Genomic DNA, 23800 nt, shown 5'->3' with positions numbered 1-23800 from the left:
TAGCTTCACTCTTTTATAAGGTTTTGCAAATCAAACCCCTTAAAGCTCTCTAAATACTTCCCTTGGTAGCCATTTTGACCCACTAAATTTTTCAAAACCTTGCTGTTATAACCTAAAAACGCCACTTCATTAGCTTTAGCGCTTTCATAGTCATTGATGCTATCGCCTATCATTAGCATGCGGCTTGGGTTATAGGCGTATTCTTGAATGATATTATCAATGATTTTAGGTTTATGGGGCGGACTCCCTTCAATACTCTTAAAATACTCAACAATCCCTAAAAACTCACACAACACTTGTAATTCACTATGCAAGGCCGCTGAAGCGATATGAAAAGTATAATTTTGATAGTGCTTATCAATAAACGCCATCACTTCACTATTCAAATGCCCCCTATCAAAAAGCTTTTGCTCTATAATAGCGCCAAACTCTAGGGCTAATCGTTCCACTTCTTCTTGAGTAATAGAGGTTTTTAAAATCTCGTTATAAAAGTATTGGATCTTTTCATTCCTTGAAATCCCCCCACTTTGATAATGATAAACTTCAAATTGATTCAAACTCTCTTTATCATCGTTTCCATGCTTTTGGAACAACGCCTTAAATCCTTCATATTTTAAATGCATGCTATCAAAAATCACGCCATCAAAATCCCATAGAACCACTTCAAGCGCCATTAACTTTCCCTTTCTTATAGGTTTATTTGGTTTCATTTTATCTTATTTAAGCGATTATTTTTGTCATCATTGGAATATTTGGATTTGTTTTGGGTATTGGTAATAAAAAATGATCACAAGGTATTTTTTAAATTTGACAACACTCTATTAGAACAGAACTTTTTAAAACAAAAAAAGAAGCAGATTAGAAAAGATCATTGGTAATGGTGCCGAAGGTCGGACTCGAACCGACACGAGATTGCTCCCACCAGATTTTGAGTCTAGCGTGTCTACCAATTCCACCACTTCGGCGTATCATAAAGCAAGAGTGAGATTATACCCACCTATTCCTTAAAAAAACTTAATGGTGCACTGGGCGAGACTCGAACTCGCACGAGATTGCTCCCACCACCCCCTCAAGATGGCGTGTCTACCAATTCCACCACCAATGCTAAAAATTTAAAAAAAATTTAAAATGAGAAGATATTATAGCTAAATCATGCTTTTTAAGCAATAACTTAGCTCACCAAAACCCTTAACTCAAGAATGGGTTACTATAAATAGCGATAATAGCAAAGACTAAAGTATAAATCACTTGCGCTTCAATCATCGCCATAGCCACAAACATGGTTGTGAGCAATTTACCGCCCACTCCTGGGTTTCTCGCTGTGCCTGTAATGGTCGCTGCGGCTGCATTCCCCATACCGATCGCCCCACCAAAAGCGGCAATCCCTAGACCAATCATCGCTCCTAAGATAGAATAAGATTTAATCATATCCATCCCATCCATTCCACCATCATAAGCAAAAGCAACGCCCACTAAAGCTAGAAAAAATAACGCTAAAAATTTCATTCTCGCACTCCGTTTCAAAGATTAAGCTTGATTTTTATTTCGAATCGTTCCTCTACTTTCAAAAACACAAGCAGAAATTCATTTTAATACAAACTAGCTTAAAATCTCTTTTAAAAACGCTTTTTTAAATTTTAAGCCAAATCCAAGGCGATTTTACCCTTATTGAAGCTAATCACCCTACACCGAATGCTATCGCCTTCTTTTAAAGCCACTTGACACCTCTCCATGTGTTGCTTTCTCAACAAGCCTTCACCCCCCTTAGGTAGGCTCAAAAACGCCCCAAAATCCACGATTCGTTTCACTTGAGCTTCTAGCACCTCATCAATAGCGTATTGCTCTAATTCTTGATCTAAAGAATGCAAATAATTTAAAATAAATTCTTTAGTTTTTAAAACACGCTCTTTATTCCCCATGATTTTCACTTCACCGCTCGGTTTATTCAAATCAATTTTAACTTCAAACTTTTCTACTATTTCTCTAATCACACGCCCCCCTTGACCGATAATTTCTATAATTTTATCCGGTGCGACATTAAAAATTTCAGTTGTGGGCAAATGAGAAAAATTGATCACAATCTTTTCTTTCGCTTCATGCATGATTTTTAAAATATGTTCTCGCACCCTTTTAGCCTGGAGTAAGGTTTGGTATAAGATTTCTAATTGAATACCGCTCATTTTGGTATCCATTTGCATGGCTGTAATGCCTTCTAAATTCCCAGCAATCTTAAAGTCCATATCGCCTTCTGCATCTTCTAATCCGCTAATATCGCTTAAAATGGCGTAATCTTGCCCTTCACTCACCATGCCCATAGCCACCCCAGCGACTAAATCATGGATTTCTACACCGCTTGCATAAAGGGCTAAAGAGCCTGCACACACGCTCGCCATTGAGCTTGATCCATTGCTTTCTAAAATCTCAGAAACCAATCGTATCACCTGATCTTTATTTTTAATGCTTGTTTCTAAGGCTCTTTTGGCCAAATTCCCATGCCCTAATTCACGCCTTGAAGTTGCGCCAATAGAACTCGCTTCACCCACGCAAAAAGGAGGGAAATTATAATGGAACATGAAGCGTTCTTTTATAGGGGCTTTATGCTCCAAACTTTCATGGGTTTGAGCGTCATTATCCGTGCCTAAAACCCCTACGACCAAGCTTTGAGTCTGCCCCCTAGTGAATAAAATAGAGCTATGCGCCATAGGGAGCAAATTGCTCTCTATAGAAATGGGTCTAACTTCTTCTAACGCGCGTTTGTCTGGGCGGATTTTATCCCTAATAATCATGCGCCTAATCTCGGTTTTTTTCACTTTTTCTAAAGACAATTCAATTTCTTCTAAATTAAATTCTGAGTGGGCTTCACTGATTTTTCTGGCAATTTCATTGAAAACATTTTCTCGCTCGCTCAAAGCAGAGCTTTCAATACCCTTAATGATTTCATTAAAATACTGATTTTTTAATAAATCTAATAGCCTTTCATTAAAGACTATTCCTTGGCTCTCTTTAAAAAGAAGCGCGTTTTGATGGGGCGTGAAAGTTTCTTCATAAAGCGTGCAAGTTTCTTTTAAACTTTTTTGGGCTAATTCTAAAGCTTCTAGCATTAAAGGCTCTTCTAAAGCGTTTAATTTTTGCCCCAAAGAGCGCATTTCTATCATGTTCAAACTCTCTTTAGTGCCGGACACGAATAAGTCCAAACTGGATTGATTCAAAAGGCTTGTGCTTGGGTTGATAATAAATTCGTTATCAATCCTAGCGATCCTACAAGCGCTCACGCTTTTAAAAGGAGCTGCATGGGCTAAAAAAAGAGCGGCTGAAGCGGCATTTAAAGCAGAGACTTGCAAGTCATTTTCAATATCATGACTTAAAACCATTAAAGTGATTTGCGTGGGGTAGCGGTAGTCTTTAGGGAATAAAGGGCGTAAAGTCCTATCTATGAGCCTGGAAGTTAAGATTTCAAAATCTTGCGCTCTGCCTTCTCGTTTAACAAAACCGCCAGGAATCTTACCGGCAGCATAAGATTTTTCTAAAAACTGCACCACTAAAGGCAAAAAATCTTCGCTCACAAGCTCTCTTTCTACGCACACGCTCGCTAAAATGATGGTTTTTCCTAATCGGTATAAAAGAGAGCTAGTGGCTTGCTTGGCCACTTGTTTGAGGGCGAATTCTTCGGTTTTGTTAATAGAATTGATGGTGATAAAATCCATATTTAATGTTCCTTTTTTAAATTGGGTGCGTTGTTAGTGCCCAAGTATTTTTCAATTTCTTCATTGCTCAATCGCTTGAGTTCTTTATAATGATGCTCAATAGAGACAAAACATTCAGGGCGATACACGCTAATCACCCCATCGCACAAATTTTCTAAACCTTGAGCGGTATTTTGTGCAAGAATGGGGGTTAAAATATAAATGTCTTGGCATTCTTTTTTCAAGCAAGTTTGCACGCCTAAACCTGCTCTAAACCCAGTTTCAATCCCTCTGTCTATGATAAAAATATTTTTATCTTTTAAGCTTTTGATCGCATTGCCTTTGCGATACTGATAAATGCGAGATAAAATGTCTTCTTCATAGACTCTTTGGGCTTCCCCATAAACATAATCTAAAGCGATGTCAAAGGAATTGATCAAACTTTCATTCATCGCAATATCCATGCTTTCACTCACTAAAGCGATCTCGCATTTTGGGTTTAAAGGAGCCAGGATAGGTTCTAAAAAAAGTATATCATAAGTCGCTCCAAATTTTTGTGCTAAAGCGTGGGCTAAATACAGAGCGTTAAAACTCAAAGCGAGCAAAACAGAGTCTTTTAAATCAATGTGGTGCATGTGGATTTCATGGATTAGTTTATTTAAGGCATCTTCTTCATTGATAAAACGCATGCTCTCAATGTCAGTGATATAGCTAAGATCGGTATTCAAATCTATTCCTTTTCTTACTTACGCTGCAAGGAGCGGTAAGTCACATTGGTTTTGGTGATCGGTGAAAAATCTAATTCTAGCTTAACATAGTTATTTTCAAACACCCTTACAGGTTGGTTGGGATCGCCGGTAAGAATGGGGCGTCGTTGATTGACGAATTGAAACCCAATCCCAAAACAACGGATCTTTTTATAAAGCCCTACATTCCAGCTTAAAACCACATTGTTTGTAATATCATAACCCACATCCGCGCTCATGGAAAAATAACCAAAATCGTTGCTAAAACCCGCTTTCAAATAATTCGCAGAATTTTCCACAATCCTTTTAAAACCGCTACTAAAAATGTTGTTTAAGAAATAAGAGATATTAAAACTTAAAAATTTGCGCTGGTAATTGGCATTCACAGAGATTTCTTCCAAGCGGTTTTGATAAAACGAATAAAAGACATTCCCAAAGATATTCAATCCCCTTAAGGGCGAAAACCCAATCTTGCTTTCTAATGGCATTCTAAAGGGCGAGACTTTATCATCAATATTCACAAGTTGCGATATTTTAAAATACAACAACTCCTGCCCACCTAATCCGTAGAGATATTGCGTGAGATTTAGATTCAAAGTTTTATTACTCGTGTTAGTGGGTAAAATACTGCTTGGATTCCATACAGAGTCATATAAACGCCCTTGATAATTATAATCCCTTAACAAAGGCGAAGTGTAGCTGTTTAAGGCTTGCGAACTTAAAGCATACATGTTTTGAGAAAACAAGCCGTTTTTAAAAGTGTAATAAGGAAAATTGAAAATAGCTTCAAACTGGATCGTGTGGAAAAGTTTGTTGTATTCTTTAGCTAGATCCGTATTCACATATAAAGAAAGATCTGAAGAGACAAAATTCCCAAATTCCCTTGATTCGTTAGGGATAATAGGCACATAAGATCTTTTCGTTTGCATCAAAGCCACATTGGATAATTCTAAATTATTCCAAAGCCCCAAAGACAAATATTTTTTAAACAAAGAAAATTGCAAACCCACTGGGACATTCAAAGCGTTTTGCACATAGCCATAGCCAATCTCTCTTACGGTGTTTTTAAACTGATAATCCACCGAATACAACAAATTCCTAAAATACAAGTGGTTTAAATATTTGTGGTATTGCAAGTTAGGGGCAGACTGGAAAGTGCGGTTGTTGTTGATTTGATTTAAGTTCAGAAAATACATGATATTCAAGCCGTAATAATTATTTTCTGTTTGCAAATAATAATTCGCCCTAGACATGTGCGTGGCGTCTGTGATGCGCTTATTAACCTTTTCAAAACGCACATAATCCAAATCGTTCATGTATAAAAAGTCAATGTAATGCCCGTTATCCACATTGGAATTAAGGTGGAAGTATTTTTGCAAAGTGTCCCTGCTGGCACTTAAAAATTCAAAACCATAGATGTTTTGATTCCTCAGATCATAGCGTTTGACATATCGATCGTAATTCCTAAAATAGCGTGCATTGAATAAAAACCTATCGTCTTTAGAGTTAATGTAGCGTGCTTCAAAATTCACGCCAAAACCCCTTTTATAGCGCACTTGTGGGGTAAGGGTCATATCCCATGAATTCTGTGGGGCTATAAAAAAAGGCTGCAAATAAATAAACCCGTCTAAATTGGAAGTGCCAAATTCAGGGTATAAAAAGCCGGTGGTGCGTTTGTTGCTCGTGGACATGAAAATATAAGGCAAATACAACACAGGAATATCGCCGATGTAAATCTTAGGGTTCCACATGGACAAAAACGATTTTTTCATGTTAAATGAACCTGAAGTCGCGCTAACATGCCAAATAGGGGTATCAATACTACACCCTGAAGCGTTCATGTTTTTGATTTTATAAGTTTGATCTTTCCCACTAGCCATATCCGCGCTCACCCAAATCCCGCTCACGCTATCTTGGACATAAAAGGGGAAAATGATTTCATATTTTTCATTCAAACTCAATTTCACATAATCGGTTTTTATGAGCAAACCCTCGCCCTTATAAACCTTAATATTGCCCTCTAACAGCGCTTCTTTAGTCTTAGTGTCATAACGCACCTTGTCCGCTAGAATATACACATCATAATTCAACAAGATCGCATTCCCTGAAGCGGTTATCACATTGTCTTTAGCGCTCACTTTATCCGCAAGGATTTCAAAAATCTTATGGTTTTGTTTGTCAAATCGTTGCATAGCGATTTCTTTAGCCTCTAAAACGCTCAATAAAAAAAACACCACCGCATAAAACAAACGAATCATGATTAAAACAACACCAAAAGACTTTTGCTTTTTTCTTCATGCCATGCCCTATGATAGGGATTTTTGAAAATCACAAACCATAAGAAAGGGCATAGAAAAACCACAATTTTTAACCCTAAACGCTTGCATAACATAGCCCTGCTAGGGCAATCCGCTAAATAAATATCAATGATTTTAATCCTAAAAACAAGTTTAGCCAAACTCATCTTACACAAACACACAAAAAAGATTTCATAAACGCCATACAAGATAATAAAACTAAGCGCCACAAACACGCTGTAATAAATAGGGTTAGTCAGCCAATATAAAGAATGCAAAAAATCGCACGTGCCTAAAAGATCGCTCAATAAAAACGCCACTAACAAACTATCGGTTAAAAACGCTAAAGCACGCCAATAAAAGGGGCATAGACGCATTTTTTCATGCATAAGGAGTGTTTCTATGATTTCTGTTTCTTCTTTTTCTAAATTTGGGGATCGCATTCAAAACAAACAAGACAAATTTCCATTTGTCTCAAACTTTTAAGAATATTCTTTCAAATCCAACGCCTTAAAGCCAATATCCTTGCGATAAAACATGCCTTCAAAATGCACCTTTTGAGCGATCTCATACGCATGGTTTCTAGCTTCTAATAAGGATTTCCCTTTACCAATGGCAAACGCCACCCTCCCTCCACTGCTTTCAAACACGCCATTATCCTGATTGACTTCCCCTAAAATCAAATGACCCTTTTTTTCATCAACCGGATCAATATAAAGGGTTTGTTTGGGCGAAGAGCTAGTGGGGTAATTCCTAGAAACAAGCGCCACACTCATCACAAATTCTTTAGAAAACACCAATTCAAGAGAGTTTAATTCCCCTTTGGTCGTAGCTAAAAACAAATCTAAAAGCGGATTTTCTACAAGGGGTAAAATCGTCTGGCATTCCATGTCTTCAAAACGCGTGCTAAAATCCAATAAATACGGCTCTAAAACGCCCTCTTCTTCTACAACCATGATTTCAGCGAGTAAAACCCCTTTAAAAGGCGTACGATTGGCTTGAAGTTTTTTTAAAGTGGGTTTAAAAATCTGATCTTTAATCTTTTCTTCTAAATGATCAAAGAAAAAGTTTGCAGGAGCGAACGCCCCCATGCCACTAGTATTGACACCATTATCCCCCTCTAATAAGCGTTTGTAGTTTTGACAAAAGGGCAACAAAATAAAATCGTCATTGGCCACTAGTGCACTGACAGAAAGCTCAAAGCCCTCTAAAAAACGCTCTATGATCACAGGTTCATTGCTGTGTTTGAAAGCGCTTTCAAGGACTTTTAGCGCTTCTTCTTGATGGTTGATAACGCTTGCATGCTGGCTTGACGCTTTAACCACTAAGGGGAAAGAGGCATTTTGGAGATAATTTAACGCTTCTTTGAGATCGCTTGTTTCAAAATAAGATGCACTTTTAATACCGCACTCTTTAGCGAAAGCTTTCATATAGCCTTTAGAAGTTTCTAGCTTAGCGACCTCTTTAGAAGCCCCAAACACTAAAATACTCGCTTTTTCTAGCATTTCTGTAAGCCCTAAAATTAAAGGCTCTTCTTCTGAAATGATGGCTAAATGGATTTGTTTTTTAAGGGCTAATTCCACGACATGCTCGTAATGTTCGCATTCCAAATTTTCACCTAAATCTTGAGTGCCACCATTACCCAAACAAAAATACAAAGCATTCACTCGTTCGTCTTGCTGAAGCCTTTGCGCTAAAGCATACTCTCGCCCCTTATTCCCCACAATTAAAACATTATAGCTGTTGTTGTCTTTCATGTCTTCCCTAAAATGTGGTTGTTTTAAACCCAGATGACCGCTACTTTTACATGTGCATAAGTTCAATAACCTACACCAATAAGGCTAGGAGAATCTTATTAGGGGCAGATTTAAAAAATGCCATCACACAAAAACCACTACCTTAGCCTAACTTATTTTTTCAACGAACTTGCCATCAATAAGAAACGCAAATCATCCAGGCGACGCTAACAATTATACTTAAATTTTAAAGAAATTCCATGCAAAACTATTCAAGCGATTTAGCGCTAACTTATTTATTTCAATTTTTCTTTATACGCCACTTCCAAACTGCTATACCCTTTTTTTAATTCTCCCACATTCCCAAAAGCCACCACTTTGGCTTCTTTTAAAAAAATTGCGCAGTCTAAATACTTTTCCACATCCACCACCAAATGCGTAGAGACTAATAAGCTCGCATTCTGGCTCAATTCATTAGCGATTAACTCAAAAATCTCTTCTCTTGCAATAGGGTCAATCCCAGCCACCGGCTCATCAAAAAGATACAAAGAAGCATTTCGTGATAAGGTTAAAATCAGCTGTAACTTTTCTCTCATGCCTTTTGAAAGGGCTTTGAACTCTCTTTTTAAAGGCACGCTGAAGCGTTTTAATAAATCTAAAGCTTTTAATTCATCAAAATCGCTAAAAAAATCCTTATAAAAAGCGATCGCTTTTAAGGGCGTTATTTTAGGGTCTAAAAAATCGCCATCGCTTAAAAACGCCACGCTTTTTTTCGTCTCTATGCCAATATTTTTTCCTAAAATTTTCACTTTTCCCTGATAGTTTAAATTCAATCCGGCTAAAATTTTTAATAAAGTGGTTTTGCCTGCCCCATTAGGGCCTAAAAGCCCTATAAATTGCTGTTTGGGTAGTTTCAAATGGATATTGTCTAACGCTTTTAAACTCCCATAGGTTTTAGTCAAATTTTCTATTTCTACTAGCATTTTAATTCCCCGAATTTGCGCACTCTTTTATAAAAATCGCTAATGATGTTTTCTAAATCTTTAGGGGTGAAATCAGGCCATAAAATCGGTGTGAAAAACAATTCCGCATAGCTAGACTGCCACAATAAAAAATTAGACAAGCGCATTTCCCCCCCTGTTCTTAACAATAAATCCACTTCCGGTAAATCATGCGTGTCTAAACGATTGGAGATTTCATTTTCCAAGCTTTCTAAAGACTCTATATTATCAGGTGGATTCTCTAGTAAGCTTTTAAAAGCCCTTGAAAGCTCGTTTTTAGAGCCATAATTAAGGGCTAAAACTTGCGTAAAATCCTTAAAATACCTAGTATCGCTTTCAAGTTGTAAGATCGTGTCTCTCAATTCTTTAGAAAAGCCCTCTAAATCCCCTATCGCTCTGAAGCGTATATTATTATTCAAGTAAGTGGATCGCTCATCTTTAAGGTATTTTTTAAGCATTTTCATTAAAAAATCCACTTCACTTTTGGGGCGTTTCCAATTTTCCGTAGAAAAAGCGTATAGCGTCAAGCATTCTAATTTATAGTTAGCACACCATATCGTAATGTCTTTAAGGGTTTTTACGCCCTTTTTATGCCCATAAGCCCTAGCTTTATTCTTTAATCTAGCCCACCTGCCATTACCATCCATAATAATGGCAAGATGTTTGAGAGTGTTATCCAATGCCTTTACCTTTTAAAGAAAATCTTTAAAATTATACACCATTTAAAGCGTGCAAGCATCCACTAAATAAGCGATATGTTGCCAAGAAAATTGGGTTTTTTCACTCAAGCCAATCTCGCAAGTGCTAGAAGTTGAAAAACCCCTTTTAAGATTATAAGATTGATAAAATGTTTTAAAGCCATTCAAAGCACTCTCGTTTAGTTCAGGGGTAAAAAAGCCCTTATTCCCCGCAAAAGCGCAACAACCCGTCTCTTTATGGATAACAATCTCACCCAAAGTGCATTTTTTAGCCAAATTCAATAACAACTCTTCTTTATTTTCTAGCTTTAAAGCACACATCGTGTATAAGCCTATGTCTTCATTAATGGGGTTAAATTTTAATTTTGGGCTTAAAACTTCTTCAATATAAACGCTCAAATCATAGACTTTTAAATTCTTATAAGCTTTCATTTGTTTGAAAAAATGCGTCGAACATGCACTATGGTCCAAAACGATCGGTATTTTGCCATTATCGCTTAATTTTAAAAAAATCGCATGGTTTTTTTCATTGTTTTGCTCAGTCAATTGGGTGTAATTGATAAAAGCTTTCCCGCAACAAAGTGCATTCAATTCATTAGGATACATTACAGAAACTTTGGCTTTTTGGCATAAGGATTCAAACACTTCTTGAACGCTTCGTTTATCCGCCATTCTTGTTGATGGAGCGAACGAGCGGTTGATACAGGTGCTGAAATAAATGACTTTTTCTCCGCTCTTAAGCGTTTTATTTTCTAATGCATAGGCGTTGTTTTTAGGCATGTAATGAAAGGCTTTAGGAAAAGGCTTGATGAATTTTTTAATCTTTTTAGTCAGGCTTACTAAATTATTAGAGCCTATGAGGTTTTGAACCACGACAGCGCTTTTTAAAGAAAAACGAGCCGTGCTTGTGGTTGTTTGCATGTGATTAAGAATCTTTGAAGCAATCTTTTCACCTTTAGGGTTTGTTTGATAATGATTTAAGGCGATGCTTCCAGTATCAATTCCTAAAGGGCATAAAGTAGAGCACATATGACACACCGCACAAGTTGTGTGTGCTAAATATTCAGACTCTTTTAAAAGCTCATCTAATAAAGCTTGCTCTTCATTATAGCCTTGATTTGCTCTTTCTTTTAAACGCTCTATCTCTCTGTGAATGACGATGCGTTGTCGTGGCGTTAAAGACAAGTCTTTACTAGGGCAAATCCTTTCACAAAACCCGCATTCCATACACATGTCCAAATGCTCTTCAATAGGGTAAATGCTTTTTAAATTTTTAGTGTGGATTTCTTTATCATCAGTAATGATCACATCAGGGTTCAAAATACCCTTAGGATCAAACAACGCTTTGATTTGCTTATGGATTTTATAAGCTTTTTCTCCCCATTCCATTTCTACAAAAGGGGCTACCATCCTGCCTGTGCCATGTTCGGCTTTAATAGAGCCAGAACTTTTGCTCACCATTAAAAACATGTCATAAGCCAGTTTTTCAAACGCTTTCCTTTCGGTTTCATTTTCTAAAATCGGCGTAACGACAAAATGCAAATTCCCACTTAACGCATGCCCAAAAATAATGCTATTATCCTTAAAGCCATGTTTTTTTAAAAGCCCTTCAATCGCTTTTGTCCCTTCTACAAAATCCTCTTGACTAAAGCACACATCTTCAATGATTACAGAACTTTGGCTTTTTCTTTGAGATGCTGCGATGGGGAAAATGCCTTTTCTGATCTTCCACCACGATTGATAAATGCTAGGATCATTACTAATCTGAGTGTCTAAAACGACAGGGATGGTATTCAAGGCGTCTAAAATCGTTTGCATGTTGTTTTCTAAAATGGCTATTTCATCGCTCTCGCTTTGAATGAGTAAGCATGCGTTAGGCTCTTTGATTTCTAAAATCACGCTAGGCATGCCCTCCAAGTTTTTCACGCTCTTTAAGGATGCATAATCCATAAGCTCTGCTGAAGAAATCATTTCAGGTTGTTTGGTTTTTAAGGCGGCTAAAATTTGCGCGGCTTTGGTGCATTGCTCTAAATTTTCATAAAACAATAACGCGCAAGTTTTATAAGCGTAGTCTTTCACGCATTCTAATTCCACGCTTGAAATAAAGCCTAAAGTCCCCTCAGAGCCTATGAATAAATGGCTAACGATTTCAATAGGATCTTCAAAATCAATCAAAGCGTTTAAACTATAACCGGTGGTGTTTTTGATCTCGTATTTTTTCTTAATGAGAGCGTGCAATACTCGGTCTTTTAAAATTTCTTTTCTTAAGTTTAAAACCCCTTCAATCAAATTTTTGTGCGTGTTTTTGAAACTCTCAACGCTCTCTTGATTGGCCGTGTCTAAAAGCGTGCCATCCATTAAAATGACTCTTAAGGATTTTAGGGTTTTATAGCTATTTTGCTCCACCCCACAACACATCCCACTAGCGTTATTAGCGACAATCCCCCCTATCATAGCGGTGTTTATCGTAGCAGGATCGGGGCCTATTTTTTTACGATAAGGTTTTAATAAAGCGTTCGCATTGCTCCCTATCACCCCGCATGCTAGCTTAATGCTTTTAGCGTTATCTAAAATGTGAGCGTCTTTAAAAAAATGCGTAGCCACCACTAGCACCCCATCGCAACTCGCCTGCCCTGATAAGGAGCTCCCAGCCGCTCTAAAAGTCAAAGTAACGCTGTGTTTTTGAGCTAAAATGCAAAGTTTTTGAACTTCTTCTTCATTTTTCACCCAAACGACTATTTTAGGGATATAACGATAGCATGACGCATCAATGCCATAAGCCAAACGGCGTAAGTAGTCCTTAAAAATCCGTTCGCTTAAAAATTTGCTCGCTTCAATAAAAAAAGCATGGTAATTTTCTTCCACAACCGCTCCCTAAACATTCCTATTTATCAAATCATTGTAACATAACCTTACTTTAAAAATTAAGGATAAACATGCTTGAAGATTATGCAATCAGTTTAGAAGAAGTCAATTTTAATGATTTTATCGTGGTGGATGTGCGCGAGTTAGACGAATATGAAGAATTGCATTTGCCTAATGTTACGCTCATTAGCGTCAATGACGAAGAAAAGCTCGCTGATTTTTTATCCCAACACAAAGATAAAAAAGTATTGCTCCATTGCAGAGCTGGGGTTAGGGCTTTAAATGCGGCTAAAAGCATGCATGCCTTAGGCTATACGCCCTATTATTTAGAGGGCAATGTCTATGACTTTGAAAAATACGGCTTTAGAATGATCTATGACGACACTTCTTTGAGCGATAAAAAAAACTAGGCGTGAGGGAGATTGTGTGGGTGCATTCTCAAAGGATTGCCCCTTATAAAACTCTCATTTTAAATGGATTGCACTACTATCCTTTAGAATTAAATGTGAACCCTTTTAACGCCCTTATTTTTACCTCTAAAAATGCGGTGTTTTCCTTGCTAGAAACTTTAAAACATAGCCCTAAACTCAAAATTTTACAAAATATCCCTGCTTACGCTTTGAGTGAACCCACTGCCAAAACTTTACAAGATCACCATTTTAAAATCGCCTTTATAGGGAAAAAAGCTCATGGAAAAGAGTTTGCTAAAGAAATCATTCCTTTATTGAAAGGAAAAAGCGTTTTGTATTTAAGGGCGAAAGACATTGCTTCTTCTTTAGACACTATCCTTTTAGAGCATGGGATTAATCTTAAACAAGCCGTTGTTTATGAAAACAAACTCAAACATTTGACTTTAAGCGAACAAAATGCCCTAAAACCCAAAGAAAATAGCATTCTTATTTTTACAGCCATAAGCCATGCAAAAGCCTTTTTGCACTATTTTGGATTTTTAAAAACTCACACCGCTATCAGTATCGGCAACACGACTGCTCAATACTTGCAAGAGCGAGGTATTCAAAGCTATATTGCTAAAAAACCTTCTCTAGAAGCGTGTTTGGATTTAGCTTTAAGTTTGAAAGTTGATTAAAAACATCTTATTATAATGCTCTCAATTATTTTTTAAAGGATGATGCATGAATCTTGTCTTTTTATGGGCCGCTTTAGGGGGGGCTTTAGGGAGCTCGTTAAGGTATTTTGTGGGCAAGATGATGCCTAGCAAATTTTTAATGTTTGAAAGTTTTCCTTTAGGGACTTTTAGCGTGAATCTAATAGGGTGTTTTGTCATCGGCCTTATGGGGCATTTGGCTGCTAAAAAAGTTTTTGGTGATGATTTTGGGATCTTTTTTGTCACTGGGGTTTTAGGGGGATTTACGACTTTTTCTTCTTATGGGCTAGACACTTTAAAACTCTTGCAAAAATCCCAATACATTGAAGCTATTTCTTATGTTTTAGGCACTAATATTTTAGGGCTTATTGGGGTAGCTATCGGCTGGTTTTTGGCTAAAAATTTTGTTTAGTGCTCTTTAATTTCTTAAAAATCAAGCGTTAGTTTTTAGCAAAAATCTCCGTAAAAATTCTTTTAGGCTAAAAGGCTAAAGAATTAAGATTATCTCTTATTCTCTAGTGGGGAAATTCTCTAACAATTTCACAAATTCTTTAAAAATATAATGGCTCTCTTTAGGACCGGGGCTACTTTCTGGGTGGTGCTGGACAGAGATGATGGGGGCGTTTTTATAGTGCACGCCTTCAATGGTGTTGTCAAAAAGGTTGCGGTGTGTGATAGTAGCGATTTTTTCAATTGCTTCAGGGACACAATAGTTGTGGTTTTGTGCAGTGATTTCAACGGCGTTTGTTTCTAGGTTTTTGACAGGGTGGTTGCTCCCATGGTGGCCAAATTTGAGCTTGTAGGTAGGGTAGCCTTGCGCGATAGAGAGCAGTTGATGCCCTAAACAAATGCCAAACATAGGGATTTTAGCGCCAATGAGTTGTTTGATTTCTCCAATTTCTTGTTGCAAACTCAAAGGATCGCCTGGCCCATTAGAGAGGAAAATCCCATGGATTTCTTTTTTTTCATAAGCTTTGATAAGCTCGTTAGCTTTGGTGTGGTGCGGATAAATAAGGGCTTTTAACCCCACATTTTGAAGCTCATTTAAAATATTGCCCTTAGCCCCAAAGTCTAGCACAGCGATAGTTTTATGAGAGTTTTTTTCATCAAAAGGCTTGTAATCTAAGGTTTTGAAATCAAAAGTAGCGCGCTGATGGGTTATTATTTTTGGTGTAGAAACGCTAGCCACTAAAGGGGTGTGAGAAATTCTAGGGGCGTTTTTTAGAATCTCTTCAAGCTTGTTTTTATCATGCTCTATCGTGGAAGCGACCATCATCAAGCACCCATGATGGCGTAAAGTTTTAATCAAACTCCTAGTATCAACCCCACAAATCCCTAAAACGCCACGCTCTTTCAAATAAGCGCTCAAGCTAAAATCCGCCCTTGAGTTAGAAAAAAATTCGTTGTAATGGCGCACTAAAATCCCTGCACTTGAAAAAAAGGATTCATCATCTTTAGAATTAGCACCCACGACCCCAATTTCTGGCATGCTAAAAATCACAAATTGCCCTTTATAGCTAGGATCGCTAATGACTTCTTGATAGCCACTCATGGAAGTGTTAAAAACAAGCTCCCCCACTTGCGTACCGCTAGCCCCAAAACTTTGCACTTGTAAAAAAAGCCCATTTTCTAAATAGAGAGAGACCATTACAAAAAGCCTTTGCGTCTTAATTCTTCTTCATAAAGCCTTTCAAACACGAGTTCGTATTCATCGCTCCCTACGGGTAATTTGCGTTTGTAATGCTTGATTTTTTCATGCACTTCATTTTCAATGCTTTCATACGCCTTAGAATAGGTGTCAATGGATTTGTAAATCAAGTTTCTTATCAAATTTTCAGACACGCTAAACATGATCAAATCTTCATCTAAGATTTTATTCAAAATTTGGTGCGATAAATCGTTGCACCTTTCTTCCCAAAACAAATGAAAGCCTTCTTTTTGAGCGATTTGCCTTTTAATCATCCAAAAAAGCTGCCTTTCATCCATTCGCATGAATTCTATTTCGTCCGTGTTTTCTTCTAAAAGCTCCCTGGCTTGCTCATCTATGGCGTTTTCTTTTTTAACGCTTTTTTCCAAAATTTCTTCTATCAAGGTACACAATGATTCCCTAGGAGCTTTTAATTCTAGTAATTCTGAATGGGTAAAGTCGTTGGCAATCTTATGGCTTACATGCGTTATATGGGTTAGTTTGAGTCTCATGATTTTTCTCGCGTATTTTATTTATTTTTAGAGTGTATTTTATCACTCTTTAGATAAAATGCTTTTTAAAGATAAAATGCTTTTTAAAGCATGGGTTTAATGGCGCACCAAACTATAGGATTGTAGAATTTTATCAGCGTAGATGATTTCAATATCTGGGCGTTTTTTAGAAATTTTAGTGTTAATAAGCCTCAATCTCCCCCCCTTTTTAATGCCATAAAACTGAAGCCTTAAAGCGAGTTGTTTGTCATTAGTGCGGATTTGACGGATACCCCTTAATTGCAAAGCCGTAGCGACTTCTTTAGCTAAAAAATGCCGGTTTAATAACTTTTCATTGGCACCAGAAATTTTACTCCCCCACAAAAAGAGCGTTTCAGTGAGCATTAAAAGATACAGACTAAAAACACGCAAATAATACTGCCCCCTAAATTCCTTTAAACGCACCCTAAGGCTATTTAAAACGCTTTTAATGAATAAGGGCAAACCGATTAAGGCTAGAGGGGCGAAAGTTTTCAAATCTATCTCTTGACGCATGCTCAAAAGCAAAGGGAAAAGCCAACCGCTCGCGCTCATAAAGGCCAATAACGATGGCTTTTTATCAAAAAGGGCTTTATAGAGCGTATAAGGGTAGTAGAGGAACAATAAGGGTGAATACAAAAGCATGAGCTCTAAGCAAGTGTCTATAAAATACCCCCTAGGCAAGCCCTTAAAATTACCATTAAAAAGAGCGATATTCACACCCAAACAAACCAAAGCAAAGATCACGCTTTTAAAATAACGCCTTTTTAAAGTATAAATAAAAACCCCTAGCAAAAGTGCAACGAACGCGCCGTCTAAAAACGCACAAGCGCTAATGGTCAAATAGGGGATTTTTTGGGTTTTGACATACAAATAGCCAATCAAAAGCCCAAGGTTTAACACCAACACGCTTTTAGCCAATAAGATCGCAAAGAGATTCACTCCAGGCAATAAAGCGTAAGTCAAAACCACATAAAGGGCGTCTTTAGGCTTTTTTAAAGTCTTTCGCCCTATGAGATAGAATAAAAACATGTTGATAATGTGAGAGAGTAAAAAAGGCAATCTTAACGCCAAATCGTTTTGACCCAAGATTTCCGTGCTTTTTTGAGCGATTTTAACAAACCAAGCGTTGCTATAAAAAAAGTCTCTCGCCTCCTTGTAACTGATAGAAATTTCCCCAATCATCCATAGCCCTAAAGCCAGGACTAAAAAAACCATGATAATAAAAATCAAATCGCTTAAATCAAAACTCCTTGTTTTTTTCTCCGGATAAATAAAATAGCGAAAGTATAACAGTGCACTTTGTAGGGGGCTTAGTTGCATGATTTAAAATTTTTTAATTCTTTTAAAAGGGCGGGCAAGGCGATGAGTAAGCCTGAAAATAAAATCAAAGCCACCCCTAAAGAACTTTTAAGATCCAAAAATTTATCGCCTAAATACAGCCCAAACAAGAGTCCCCAAACAATGCGGGTATATTCAATAGGAGCAATGATCCCAGCAGGAGCGTTCATGTAAGCATAGGTTAGGAAATACTGCCCTAAAGTTCCGCTAATCCCTATTAAAGAAATCCACAAAATATCCTCTTTTCTGGGCATGTGAATGCCTGTGGATAAAAAAGGAATGTCAATAAACATGCCCACTAGCCCAAGCACGCTCATGCCAAAGGCGAACGCTAAAATCACGGCTTGCTTGTCGTAATACTCTCTCAAATCCCTTAAAGTGATATACGCCAAAGACACAAAGATTCCGCTCAATATACCCATAATAATTTCAACCGGTCCTACATTTTCCACACTAGGATTTGAAATGAGAACCACGCCCACTAGCCCAATGCATGCTGAAATTAACGCGCTTCTTTTGAGCTTTTCTTTCAAAAGGAAAGGAGAAAGAAGCACCGTGTAAATAGGCGCGCATTGCGAGAAAGCCGTTGCGGTAGCGAGCGAAATTTTTTCAATATTATAAAAAAACGCTAACATCGCTAAACCCCCTATAACAACCCTAAAAGCGAGTTTTTTAAAACCGCCTTGTTTGTAACTCTTTAAGCGGTAGGGCTTAAAAGGATAAACGAGTAAGAGTAAAAGCGTCATGGTAATGGAGCGGTAAAACACATTTTCCATGGGGGAAAAGTAGTCAGCTGTGACTTTAACAAACGCGCTCATGATCCCAAAGCATAAATTCGCCAAGAGTATCATTGAAACGCCAAATAAAATGGTATTACGCATGCCTTCTCCACCAACAAAATTTTTAAGGTAGTTTAACCTAAGATTTATAATTAGGACTTAAGTTTTGAAGCTCCAATATCGCTTGAATGGATCCAAAATATTTTATCTTACCCTAAAACCCATGCCATGATCTCACCTCATTATGGAATGGATTTTGCTTAATATTATCGTAAAATTCAATTCTAGGAAATCTGCATGGCCGTTTCTTCTATCAACCAATTTGATTCTAATCTCTATGGGCTTTTAAATTCAAAAAGCACTCCTAAAGAAGATTTAGCCCCTATTGAAGGCGTAGAAAAAGTAGAACGAGAAAAAAAGGACGCTCTCATAGAAAACCTCCCCTTTAACCCTAACAAGCGAGAGACTTATGGCTTTTTGGTTTTAGAATTGATGAGCGATAGAGAGTATGACGCTTTTTTAAGGGCGACGGCGGGAATGAATGAGAGTCAAAAACGCCTTGCGGCTCAATCGCTTTATAGCTTGACGGATTTTTATAATGGGAAATTCTCTAAAGAAGTGGAAAGCACTCCTAAACAACCGGTGAATGGCTTGCACAAGAAAGCCCTACAAACTTTTAACGCCACCAACCATAGCGATTTTTTGCAACGCTATCAAAACGCTTACAACAACGCTTCAACGATGGATGTGGTTCTTTAAGCGTTAGGGTTAAAATAGAGTATTGGTTATTAAAAAATACTCAAAAGTGTTTTTTGTAATAGCTAATATTCATTAAGATCAGAGCCAAAAATTTTATCTAATCTGTCTCTTCTAGGCTCTCAAACACTTTAATGAGATCAATATGCTCATCAATATCATGCACTCTTAAAATGCTCGCTCCATTTTGTAACGCCATTAAATGCAAGCTTAAAGTGCCAGCGAGTCGGTTTTGAACTTCACGCCCGGTGATAAGCCCGATCGTGTTTTTACGGCTCGCTCCCACCAATAAGGGTTTTTTGAATTTGAGGAAGTGGCTTAAATGCTTGATTAAGGCTAAATTATGCTCTTTTAATTTAGCGAATCCAAACCCAATATCTAAAACAATATCTTGAAGTGCATATTTTTCTAAAACCTCTAGCTTGTCTTTAAAGAAACGATCCATTTCGTCAAATAGATTATGGTAAAACACATTTTCTTGCATGTCTTTGGGGGTTTTTTGAGAGTGCATTAAAATGCAAGTAGGTTTGTAGTCTCTTGCGACTTCTAGCATTTCAGCGCTACTAAAACCGCTCACATCATTAAGGATAGAAAAATGATGCTCCAAAGCCATTTGGGCGGTTTTGGCATGGTAGGTGTCTATGCTAAATTGTGCAAGTTGGTAGAGTTTTTGGGATTTGATTTCCAATAAAACTTCTTTTAAGCGCTCTTGCTCTATTTTTGGATCAATGATTTCACTCTGTGGTCTTGAACTGGCTGCACCTATATCAATGAGTGTGATGCCCTTTTCTAGTAATTGATAGATTTCTTCAAGCGCTTTTTTGCTACTAAAACGGCTCTTTTCATAGAAGCTATCCGGCGTAAGGTTTAAAACCGCCATGATCTGTGGGGCGTTAGGTTTAGGGGCTTTGAGATGGCTTTTCAATTCTTGCGCTAAATGTTTAAGCCCAAAGGGTTGGGAATAGCACTTTATAATCAAACGCTCTAATTGATTAGCGCTCACGATCAACACCCCATCATAAAAAGGCTCTTTAGCCAAAATACAATCTTTTGGCGTGGCAAAATCGCCTCCAACACTTATGGCTTCTTGCTTTAAAATCAACGCAGCACTCAAGGGCAAATGTTTGATTTCAAAGACAAAGCTAACGCCTTTTTGGTGCATGCGGTTTTGCACGATCTTTTCTGGACCTATTTTTTGAAGGGCGTTTTTTAACGCATCAGAATTAAGGCGTTTTAAAGTCATCACACCCTCTTTTTAGACAAAAGGCTTAAAAGTAAGGGCAAAAGATTATAGCTAAGCTTATAATAAGAGCTATTGGCCTTGATCGCTAAATCAAAAGCTTGCAATTCTTGCTCGTTTAAATAGATCTGGTGTCTGTTGATGCTCTCTAGCAGGCTTTCAATTTTTTCCCTTTGATTTTCTCTAGAATCAAAATTTTCTTTGTCTAATTCCCTTAAAAACGCATAAATATCTTTTAAATCCAACTTGGATAAATCAAAATTTAAAGGTTTTAGAGGGATTTTTTGGCGCCTATCTTCTTTGATTAAGCGGGATTTAATGGTAGCTAAGACATGGTTTGGGCTTTTAGCAAACATGATAAAACAAACATTATTTGGGGGTTCTTCTAATATTTTTAAGAGCGCGTTTTGGGCTTCTATACCATAACTAGGGGCAGCGATTAAAAAGGCGTTCAATGTGCTGTGTTTGAGATTGGCTTTTGAAATCACTTCTTTGGCATGCTCTATTTTAAAGTCCTTGTTAAAAGTTTTGATCACCTTTTTGTCTTTTTCAAGGATTTCTGTGTAGAATTTAGTGTGGCGTTCAAAAAGGCTTGCAACTTCTTCTAAGCTTTCTTCAAGATTGTCCGTATAAATAAGGCGGTTGAAATTTTTCATAAAGTAACCTTATTGTATAGCACGCTAAAAAGCGCGTTTTCAAAGAGTTTGAAGAGTTGCAATAATTTATAATCTAACAAACTATCATGCTCTTTTAAAAGCAAGCAGTCTTCTTTAAGCTCTTCAAAAAGCCATAAAAAACTAGGGATTTTACTTAGTAGTATCGTTTTTAAGCCTTCATTTTCAATTTTGCCAATATGCCAAAACATGGGGTTTTGATAAGTGAGCTCTATGGTGGCTAGAGAGAGGTTTGCGTCATTTTTGGGGTAGAAAGAAGAAGCGTTAAAATCAATGACAGACAATAAAGGACGCTCTTTTAAATCTTTAGGGTTTAAGTTAGAAAGAATGTAGTTTAAAAACCAGTGCCTAGAAGAATCCACGCTCACTAACAGCGAACCGCCATTAAGCACATGCGAAATGGCTTGCGCCATGAGTTTTGCATAGCTTGAACGCTCTAATTCTAACCACCCACTTTGTTGGGCAATAAACTCACCCTGATCGCGCACAAATTCCCTGATCCAATCATAGAAATCTTTCATTTGTCTAATTCATACACCGCATGCAAAGTTCTAACGGCTAATTCCGCGTATTTAATATCAATTAAAACAGAAATTTTAATTTCGCTTGTAGAAATCATCATGATATTGATATTGTCTTTTGCTAGGGCTTTAAAAGCGGTGCTCGCCACCCCAGAATGCGATTTCATGCCCACGCCCACTATGGAAACTTTAGCGATATTTTCATCATAATCAATGGAGTCAATCTGCGATAAAAAAGGCTTTAGGGCGTATTTGGTCTCTTCTATTTGGGTTTTAACGATAGTGAAATCCAAATCCGTTTTGCCGTCTCTGCCGATCGTTTGGACTATCATATCCACATTGATGCGATACTCCGCTAAAGCACCAAAGATTTCTGCGGCAATGCCAGGCCTGTCTTCCACGCCCTCCATGCTCACACGAGCTTGATTTTTATCCAGTGCGATCCCACTCACAATAGGGGTTTCCATGCGTTCTCCTTTAAAGTCTTTTTCAGCCACAATGAGCGTGCCTTCGCTATGATTAAACGAGTTGCGAGTCACTAATTTCACGCTGAGTTTTTTAGCTAATTCCACTGATCGGTTTAACAAAACTTTAGCCCCCATAGAAGCCAATTCAAGCATTTCATCATAGCTGATTTGCGCGATTTTTTGAGCCTTTTCTTCAATGCGCGGATCGGTGGTATAAACGCCATCCACATCGGTATAAATTTCACACAAATCCGCTTTTAAAGCCCCAGCTAAAGCGACCGCACTCAAATCGCTCCCCCCACGCCCTAAAGTCGTCGTTTCGCCATGAGTATCAGCACCTTGAAACCCAGCGATCACCACAATGTAGTTTTTTTCCAAAAGTTCTCTAATGCGTTTGTTATCAATGGATTGGATCACAGCGCTTTGAAAATGCGAGTTGGTTAGAATGCCCGCTTCTTTCCCGCTCAATGAAATGGCTTTATACCCATATCTCTCTAACGCCATGCTCAAAGCCGCACTTGAAATCAATTCCCCCACGCTTACGATCCTATCCATTTCTCGCTTGCTAGGGTTATGGCTAAAATTCTTGCCAAATTCTAAAAGCCGGTCCGTTTCGCCGCTCATCGCAGAAACGATTACCACCACCTGATGCCCTAACTTAACGCTTTCTAAAACCCTTTGGGCGACATTGTGGATCCTTTCCACACTGCCCATGCTCGTGCCGCCATATTTTTGAACGATTAACACCCCAAATACCCCTCTCTTCTAAAATAAGCGATGACTTGGCGATACACTTGACGCTTAAAGGGAACAATTTTTTTAAGCAAATCCTTTAAATGAATGAACTGATAAGTCCTAAATTCTGGCGTGTGTTTGTTTAAATCAATGCTATTCGCATGCTTTAGGCGCACTAAAAAATAGCGTTGTTTTTGCCCATCAAAGGAATAGAAGTTATGTTCCATGTTGCTTGGGAAATCATAGGCGATCCATCTAGGGTATTGCGCTAAAACCTCTATTTCATTGGTGCCAATTTCTTCTAACAATTCCCTATAAAGCGCTTCTAAAGGGGTCTCGCCCTCGTCAATGCCCCCTTGGGGGAATTGCCAAGCCCCTTCAATATCCACACGCTCAGCGATAAAAACTTCGCATGTATTAGGGTAGTTTGGCGACATAATAATAGCCGCAACATTAGGACGATATTTCTTATGCAACATAGGTCTTGGTTTCAGCTCTTTCTTGTTTGATTAAGATCGTATTATAGTGTATGCTAGCTTTAAGTAGGGTTAAGAATGCAATGAAAAACAAGAATAAGAAAAAATAGTTTGAAACCAATCAAAATAGTGCCAAAAGCACTATTGAAATCAAGAGAGTTTATTTGAGAGTGGGGATGTATTTAGCTAAAGCCTTGATGTCTTCATCGCTCAATTTCTTAGCTTGCGCGTTCATGATAGGGCTTTTTTTCTTACCGGTTTTAAAGTCCATAAGCCATTCTATAATTTCTTTTTCGCTCAAAGTGTTAACAACTAAACTCTTACCTAAAGCCTTCTTTTCAAATTTAACCCCATGACAAGCGGCACAACCTTTTGCAAGAGCTTCAACATCGGTTGCCATTAAAGTGTTTGCGGATGCCAAAACGCCCAAAGCCAAAATAAACTTTTTCATAGTTCATCTCCT

At 37.8% G+C, this 23800-nt stretch carries 24 protein-coding genes and 2 tRNA genes; 4 read left to right on the top strand and 22 right to left on the bottom strand.

Annotated features, from left to right (window positions below; translation table 11 throughout):
• Window positions 1–5 precede the first annotated feature (5 nt).
• From DYI00_RS07365 to DYI00_RS07310, 12 genes are all read right to left on the bottom strand, one after another.
• A complete protein-coding gene (locus DYI00_RS07365) occupies window positions 6–674 on the bottom strand; it encodes an HAD family hydrolase (RefSeq protein WP_011578383.1) in 669 nt (222 codons plus the stop codon).
• A 204-nt stretch (window positions 675–878) separates the two neighbouring features.
• Window positions 879–965 (bottom strand) — tRNA-Leu (locus tag DYI00_RS07360).
• A 53-nt stretch (window positions 966–1018) separates the two neighbouring features.
• Window positions 1019–1105: transfer RNA gene (locus tag DYI00_RS07355), tRNA-Leu, on the bottom strand.
• Window positions 1106–1188: 83 nt separating this feature from the next.
• On the bottom strand, window positions 1189–1506 hold the full coding sequence (locus tag DYI00_RS07350; protein ID WP_011578384.1) for a F0F1 ATP synthase subunit C: 318 nt from the start codon (window positions 1504–1506) through the stop codon (window positions 1189–1191).
• Window positions 1507–1637: 131 nt separating this feature from the next.
• On the bottom strand, window positions 1638–3704 hold the full coding sequence (locus DYI00_RS07345; protein WP_011578385.1) for a polyribonucleotide nucleotidyltransferase: 2067 nt from the start codon (window positions 3702–3704) through the stop codon (window positions 1638–1640).
• Window positions 3705–3706: 2 nt separating this feature from the next.
• The gene (locus DYI00_RS07340) at window positions 3707–4411 is read right to left on the bottom strand and encodes a phosphoribosyltransferase (protein WP_011578386.1); all 705 of its coding nucleotides are present in this window, start codon (window positions 4409–4411) and stop codon (window positions 3707–3709) included.
• A 14-nt stretch (window positions 4412–4425) separates the two neighbouring features.
• Window positions 4426–6687 (bottom strand): LPS-assembly protein LptD, encoded by a 2262-nt coding sequence (locus DYI00_RS07335; protein ID WP_104687706.1) that lies wholly within the window; start codon window positions 6685–6687, stop codon window positions 4426–4428.
• A gap of 2 nt (window positions 6688–6689) precedes the next feature.
• Window positions 6690–7169, bottom strand: coding sequence for an RDD family protein (locus DYI00_RS07330; protein ID WP_011578388.1), 480 nt, complete (start codon window positions 7167–7169; stop codon window positions 6690–6692).
• Window positions 7170–7208: 39 nt separating this feature from the next.
• Window positions 7209–8483: a phosphoribosylamine--glycine ligase gene (gene purD / locus DYI00_RS07325; protein ID WP_011578389.1), complete on the bottom strand. Its 1275-nt coding sequence runs from the start codon at window positions 8481–8483 to the stop codon at window positions 7209–7211.
• Window positions 8484–8758: 275 nt separating this feature from the next.
• Complete coding sequence (locus tag DYI00_RS07320) at window positions 8759–9445, bottom strand: ABC transporter ATP-binding protein (protein ID WP_011578390.1); 687 nt, start codon at window positions 9443–9445, stop codon at window positions 8759–8761.
• On the bottom strand, window positions 9439–10143 hold the full coding sequence (locus tag DYI00_RS07315; protein ID WP_081430813.1) for a di-trans,poly-cis-decaprenylcistransferase: 705 nt from the start codon (window positions 10141–10143) through the stop codon (window positions 9439–9441). The genes DYI00_RS07320 and DYI00_RS07315 overlap by 7 nt, the downstream gene beginning before the upstream one ends.
• Before the next feature lie 42 nt (window positions 10144–10185).
• Complete coding sequence (locus DYI00_RS07310) at window positions 10186–13026, bottom strand: FAD-binding and (Fe-S)-binding domain-containing protein (protein WP_104687708.1); 2841 nt, start codon at window positions 13024–13026, stop codon at window positions 10186–10188.
• A gap of 71 nt (window positions 13027–13097) precedes the next feature.
• Here DYI00_RS07310 and DYI00_RS07305 point away from each other — a divergent pair, with 71 nt between their 5' ends.
• From DYI00_RS07305 to crcB, 3 genes are read left to right on the top strand one after another with little or no spacing between them, the layout of a single operon-like run.
• Window positions 13098–13436 (top strand): rhodanese-like domain-containing protein, encoded by a 339-nt coding sequence (locus tag DYI00_RS07305; RefSeq protein WP_011578393.1) that lies wholly within the window; start codon window positions 13098–13100, stop codon window positions 13434–13436.
• A gap of 2 nt (window positions 13437–13438) precedes the next feature.
• Window positions 13439–14113 carry a uroporphyrinogen-III synthase gene (locus tag DYI00_RS07300; protein WP_041600236.1) on the top strand — a complete coding sequence of 225 codons (675 nt, stop codon included), beginning with the start codon at window positions 13439–13441 and terminating at the stop codon, window positions 14111–14113.
• 46 nt (window positions 14114–14159) lie between these two features.
• Entirely contained in the window at window positions 14160–14543 is a 384-nt protein-coding gene (crcB, locus tag DYI00_RS07295) for a fluoride efflux transporter CrcB (RefSeq protein WP_011578395.1), read from the top strand.
• 96 nt (window positions 14544–14639) lie between these two features.
• On the opposite strand, the gene carA is transcribed toward crcB, so the two are convergent.
• The 4 genes from carA to DYI00_RS07275 form a co-directional block, all read right to left on the bottom strand.
• Window positions 14640–15779: a glutamine-hydrolyzing carbamoyl-phosphate synthase small subunit gene (gene carA, locus DYI00_RS07290; RefSeq protein WP_011578428.1), complete on the bottom strand. Its 1140-nt coding sequence runs from the start codon at window positions 15777–15779 to the stop codon at window positions 14640–14642.
• Window positions 15779–16330, bottom strand: a complete 552-nt coding sequence (locus DYI00_RS07285) for a DUF507 family protein (protein WP_011578429.1) — start codon at window positions 16328–16330, stop codon at window positions 15779–15781. Before DYI00_RS07285 ends, carA begins: the two co-directional genes overlap by 1 nt.
• A gap of 96 nt (window positions 16331–16426) precedes the next feature.
• Window positions 16427–17671, bottom strand: coding sequence for a glycosyltransferase family protein (locus DYI00_RS07280; protein ID WP_011578430.1), 1245 nt, complete (start codon window positions 17669–17671; stop codon window positions 16427–16429).
• Window positions 17662–18570: a DMT family transporter gene (locus DYI00_RS07275; RefSeq protein WP_011578431.1), complete on the bottom strand. Its 909-nt coding sequence runs from the start codon at window positions 18568–18570 to the stop codon at window positions 17662–17664. The genes DYI00_RS07280 and DYI00_RS07275 overlap by 10 nt, the downstream gene beginning before the upstream one ends.
• Before the next feature lie 195 nt (window positions 18571–18765).
• On the opposite strand from DYI00_RS07275, the gene DYI00_RS07270 reads away from it, so the two are divergent.
• Window positions 18766–19227: an HP1233 family protein gene (locus DYI00_RS07270; protein WP_011578432.1), complete on the top strand. Its 462-nt coding sequence runs from the start codon at window positions 18766–18768 to the stop codon at window positions 19225–19227.
• Between the two features lie 97 nt (window positions 19228–19324).
• Here DYI00_RS07270 and folP read toward each other — a convergent pair whose 3' ends face one another.
• From folP to DYI00_RS07240, 6 genes are all read right to left on the bottom strand, one after another.
• Window positions 19325–20467, bottom strand: coding sequence for a dihydropteroate synthase (gene folP, locus DYI00_RS07265; RefSeq protein WP_011578433.1), 1143 nt, complete (start codon window positions 20465–20467; stop codon window positions 19325–19327).
• Window positions 20467–21120, bottom strand: a complete 654-nt coding sequence (locus tag DYI00_RS07260) for a DNA polymerase III subunit delta' (RefSeq protein WP_011578434.1) — start codon at window positions 21118–21120, stop codon at window positions 20467–20469. Before DYI00_RS07260 ends, folP begins: the two co-directional genes overlap by 1 nt.
• Window positions 21117–21659 (bottom strand): DNA replication regulator HobA, encoded by a 543-nt coding sequence (gene hobA, locus DYI00_RS07255; protein WP_011578435.1) that lies wholly within the window; start codon window positions 21657–21659, stop codon window positions 21117–21119. The genes DYI00_RS07260 and hobA overlap by 4 nt, the downstream gene beginning before the upstream one ends.
• Window positions 21656–22873, bottom strand: a complete 1218-nt coding sequence (locus DYI00_RS07250) for an aspartate kinase (protein WP_011578436.1) — start codon at window positions 22871–22873, stop codon at window positions 21656–21658. The genes hobA and DYI00_RS07250 overlap by 4 nt, the downstream gene beginning before the upstream one ends.
• Window positions 22867–23340, bottom strand: a complete 474-nt coding sequence (locus DYI00_RS07245) for an RNA pyrophosphohydrolase (protein ID WP_011578437.1) — start codon at window positions 23338–23340, stop codon at window positions 22867–22869. The genes DYI00_RS07250 and DYI00_RS07245 overlap by 7 nt, the downstream gene beginning before the upstream one ends.
• Window positions 23341–23497: 157 nt before the next feature.
• Window positions 23498–23788: a c-type cytochrome gene (locus DYI00_RS07240; protein WP_011578438.1), complete on the bottom strand. Its 291-nt coding sequence runs from the start codon at window positions 23786–23788 to the stop codon at window positions 23498–23500.
• Window positions 23789–23800: the final 12 nt, after the last annotated feature.

The sequence above is a fragment of the Helicobacter acinonychis genome (assembly GCF_900461455.1).
GTDB classification, from domain to species: domain Bacteria; phylum Campylobacterota; class Campylobacteria; order Campylobacterales; family Helicobacteraceae; genus Helicobacter; species Helicobacter acinonychis.
The sequence above is the reverse complement of the archived record's forward strand: the minus strand, read 5'-3'. Positions and strand labels throughout refer to the sequence as shown.

What these genes read in the sequence shown, in the direction of transcription:
- DYI00_RS07365 (WP_011578383.1), bottom strand. Translation starts at nt 674, where the DNA reads ATGGCGCTTGAAGTGGTTCTATGGGATTTTGATGGCGTGATTTTTGAT.
- DYI00_RS07350 (WP_011578384.1), bottom strand. Translation starts at nt 1,506, where the DNA reads ATGAAATTTTTAGCGTTATTTTTTCTAGCTTTAGTGGGCGTTGCTTTT.
- DYI00_RS07345 (WP_011578385.1), bottom strand. Translation starts at nt 3,704, where the DNA reads ATGGATTTTATCACCATCAATTCTATTAACAAAACCGAAGAATTCGCC.
- DYI00_RS07335 (WP_104687706.1), bottom strand. Translation starts at nt 6,687, where the DNA reads ATGATTCGTTTGTTTTATGCGGTGGTGTTTTTTTTATTGAGCGTTTTA.
- DYI00_RS07330 (WP_011578388.1), bottom strand. Translation starts at nt 7,169, where the DNA reads ATGCGATCCCCAAATTTAGAAAAAGAAGAAACAGAAATCATAGAAACA.
- purD (WP_011578389.1), bottom strand. Translation starts at nt 8,483, where the DNA reads ATGAAAGACAACAACAGCTATAATGTTTTAATTGTGGGGAATAAGGGG.
- DYI00_RS07320 (WP_011578390.1), bottom strand. Translation starts at nt 9,445, where the DNA reads ATGCTAGTAGAAATAGAAAATTTGACTAAAACCTATGGGAGTTTAAAA.
- DYI00_RS07305 (WP_011578393.1), top strand. Translation starts at nt 13,098, where the DNA reads ATGCTTGAAGATTATGCAATCAGTTTAGAAGAAGTCAATTTTAATGAT.
- crcB (WP_011578395.1), top strand. Translation starts at nt 14,160, where the DNA reads ATGAATCTTGTCTTTTTATGGGCCGCTTTAGGGGGGGCTTTAGGGAGC.
- carA (WP_011578428.1), bottom strand. Translation starts at nt 15,779, where the DNA reads ATGGTCTCTCTCTATTTAGAAAATGGGCTTTTTTTACAAGTGCAAAGT.
- DYI00_RS07285 (WP_011578429.1), bottom strand. Translation starts at nt 16,330, where the DNA reads ATGAGACTCAAACTAACCCATATAACGCATGTAAGCCATAAGATTGCC.
- DYI00_RS07280 (WP_011578430.1), bottom strand. Translation starts at nt 17,671, where the DNA reads ATGCAACTAAGCCCCCTACAAAGTGCACTGTTATACTTTCGCTATTTT.
- DYI00_RS07275 (WP_011578431.1), bottom strand. Translation starts at nt 18,570, where the DNA reads ATGCGTAATACCATTTTATTTGGCGTTTCAATGATACTCTTGGCGAAT.
- DYI00_RS07270 (WP_011578432.1), top strand. Translation starts at nt 18,766, where the DNA reads ATGGCCGTTTCTTCTATCAACCAATTTGATTCTAATCTCTATGGGCTT.
- folP (WP_011578433.1), bottom strand. Translation starts at nt 20,467, where the DNA reads ATGACTTTAAAACGCCTTAATTCTGATGCGTTAAAAAACGCCCTTCAA.
- DYI00_RS07260 (WP_011578434.1), bottom strand. Translation starts at nt 21,120, where the DNA reads ATGAAAAATTTCAACCGCCTTATTTATACGGACAATCTTGAAGAAAGC.
- hobA (WP_011578435.1), bottom strand. Translation starts at nt 21,659, where the DNA reads ATGAAAGATTTCTATGATTGGATCAGGGAATTTGTGCGCGATCAGGGT.
- DYI00_RS07245 (WP_011578437.1), bottom strand. Translation starts at nt 23,340, where the DNA reads ATGTTGCATAAGAAATATCGTCCTAATGTTGCGGCTATTATTATGTCG.
- DYI00_RS07240 (WP_011578438.1), bottom strand. Translation starts at nt 23,788, where the DNA reads ATGAAAAAGTTTATTTTGGCTTTGGGCGTTTTGGCATCCGCAAACACT.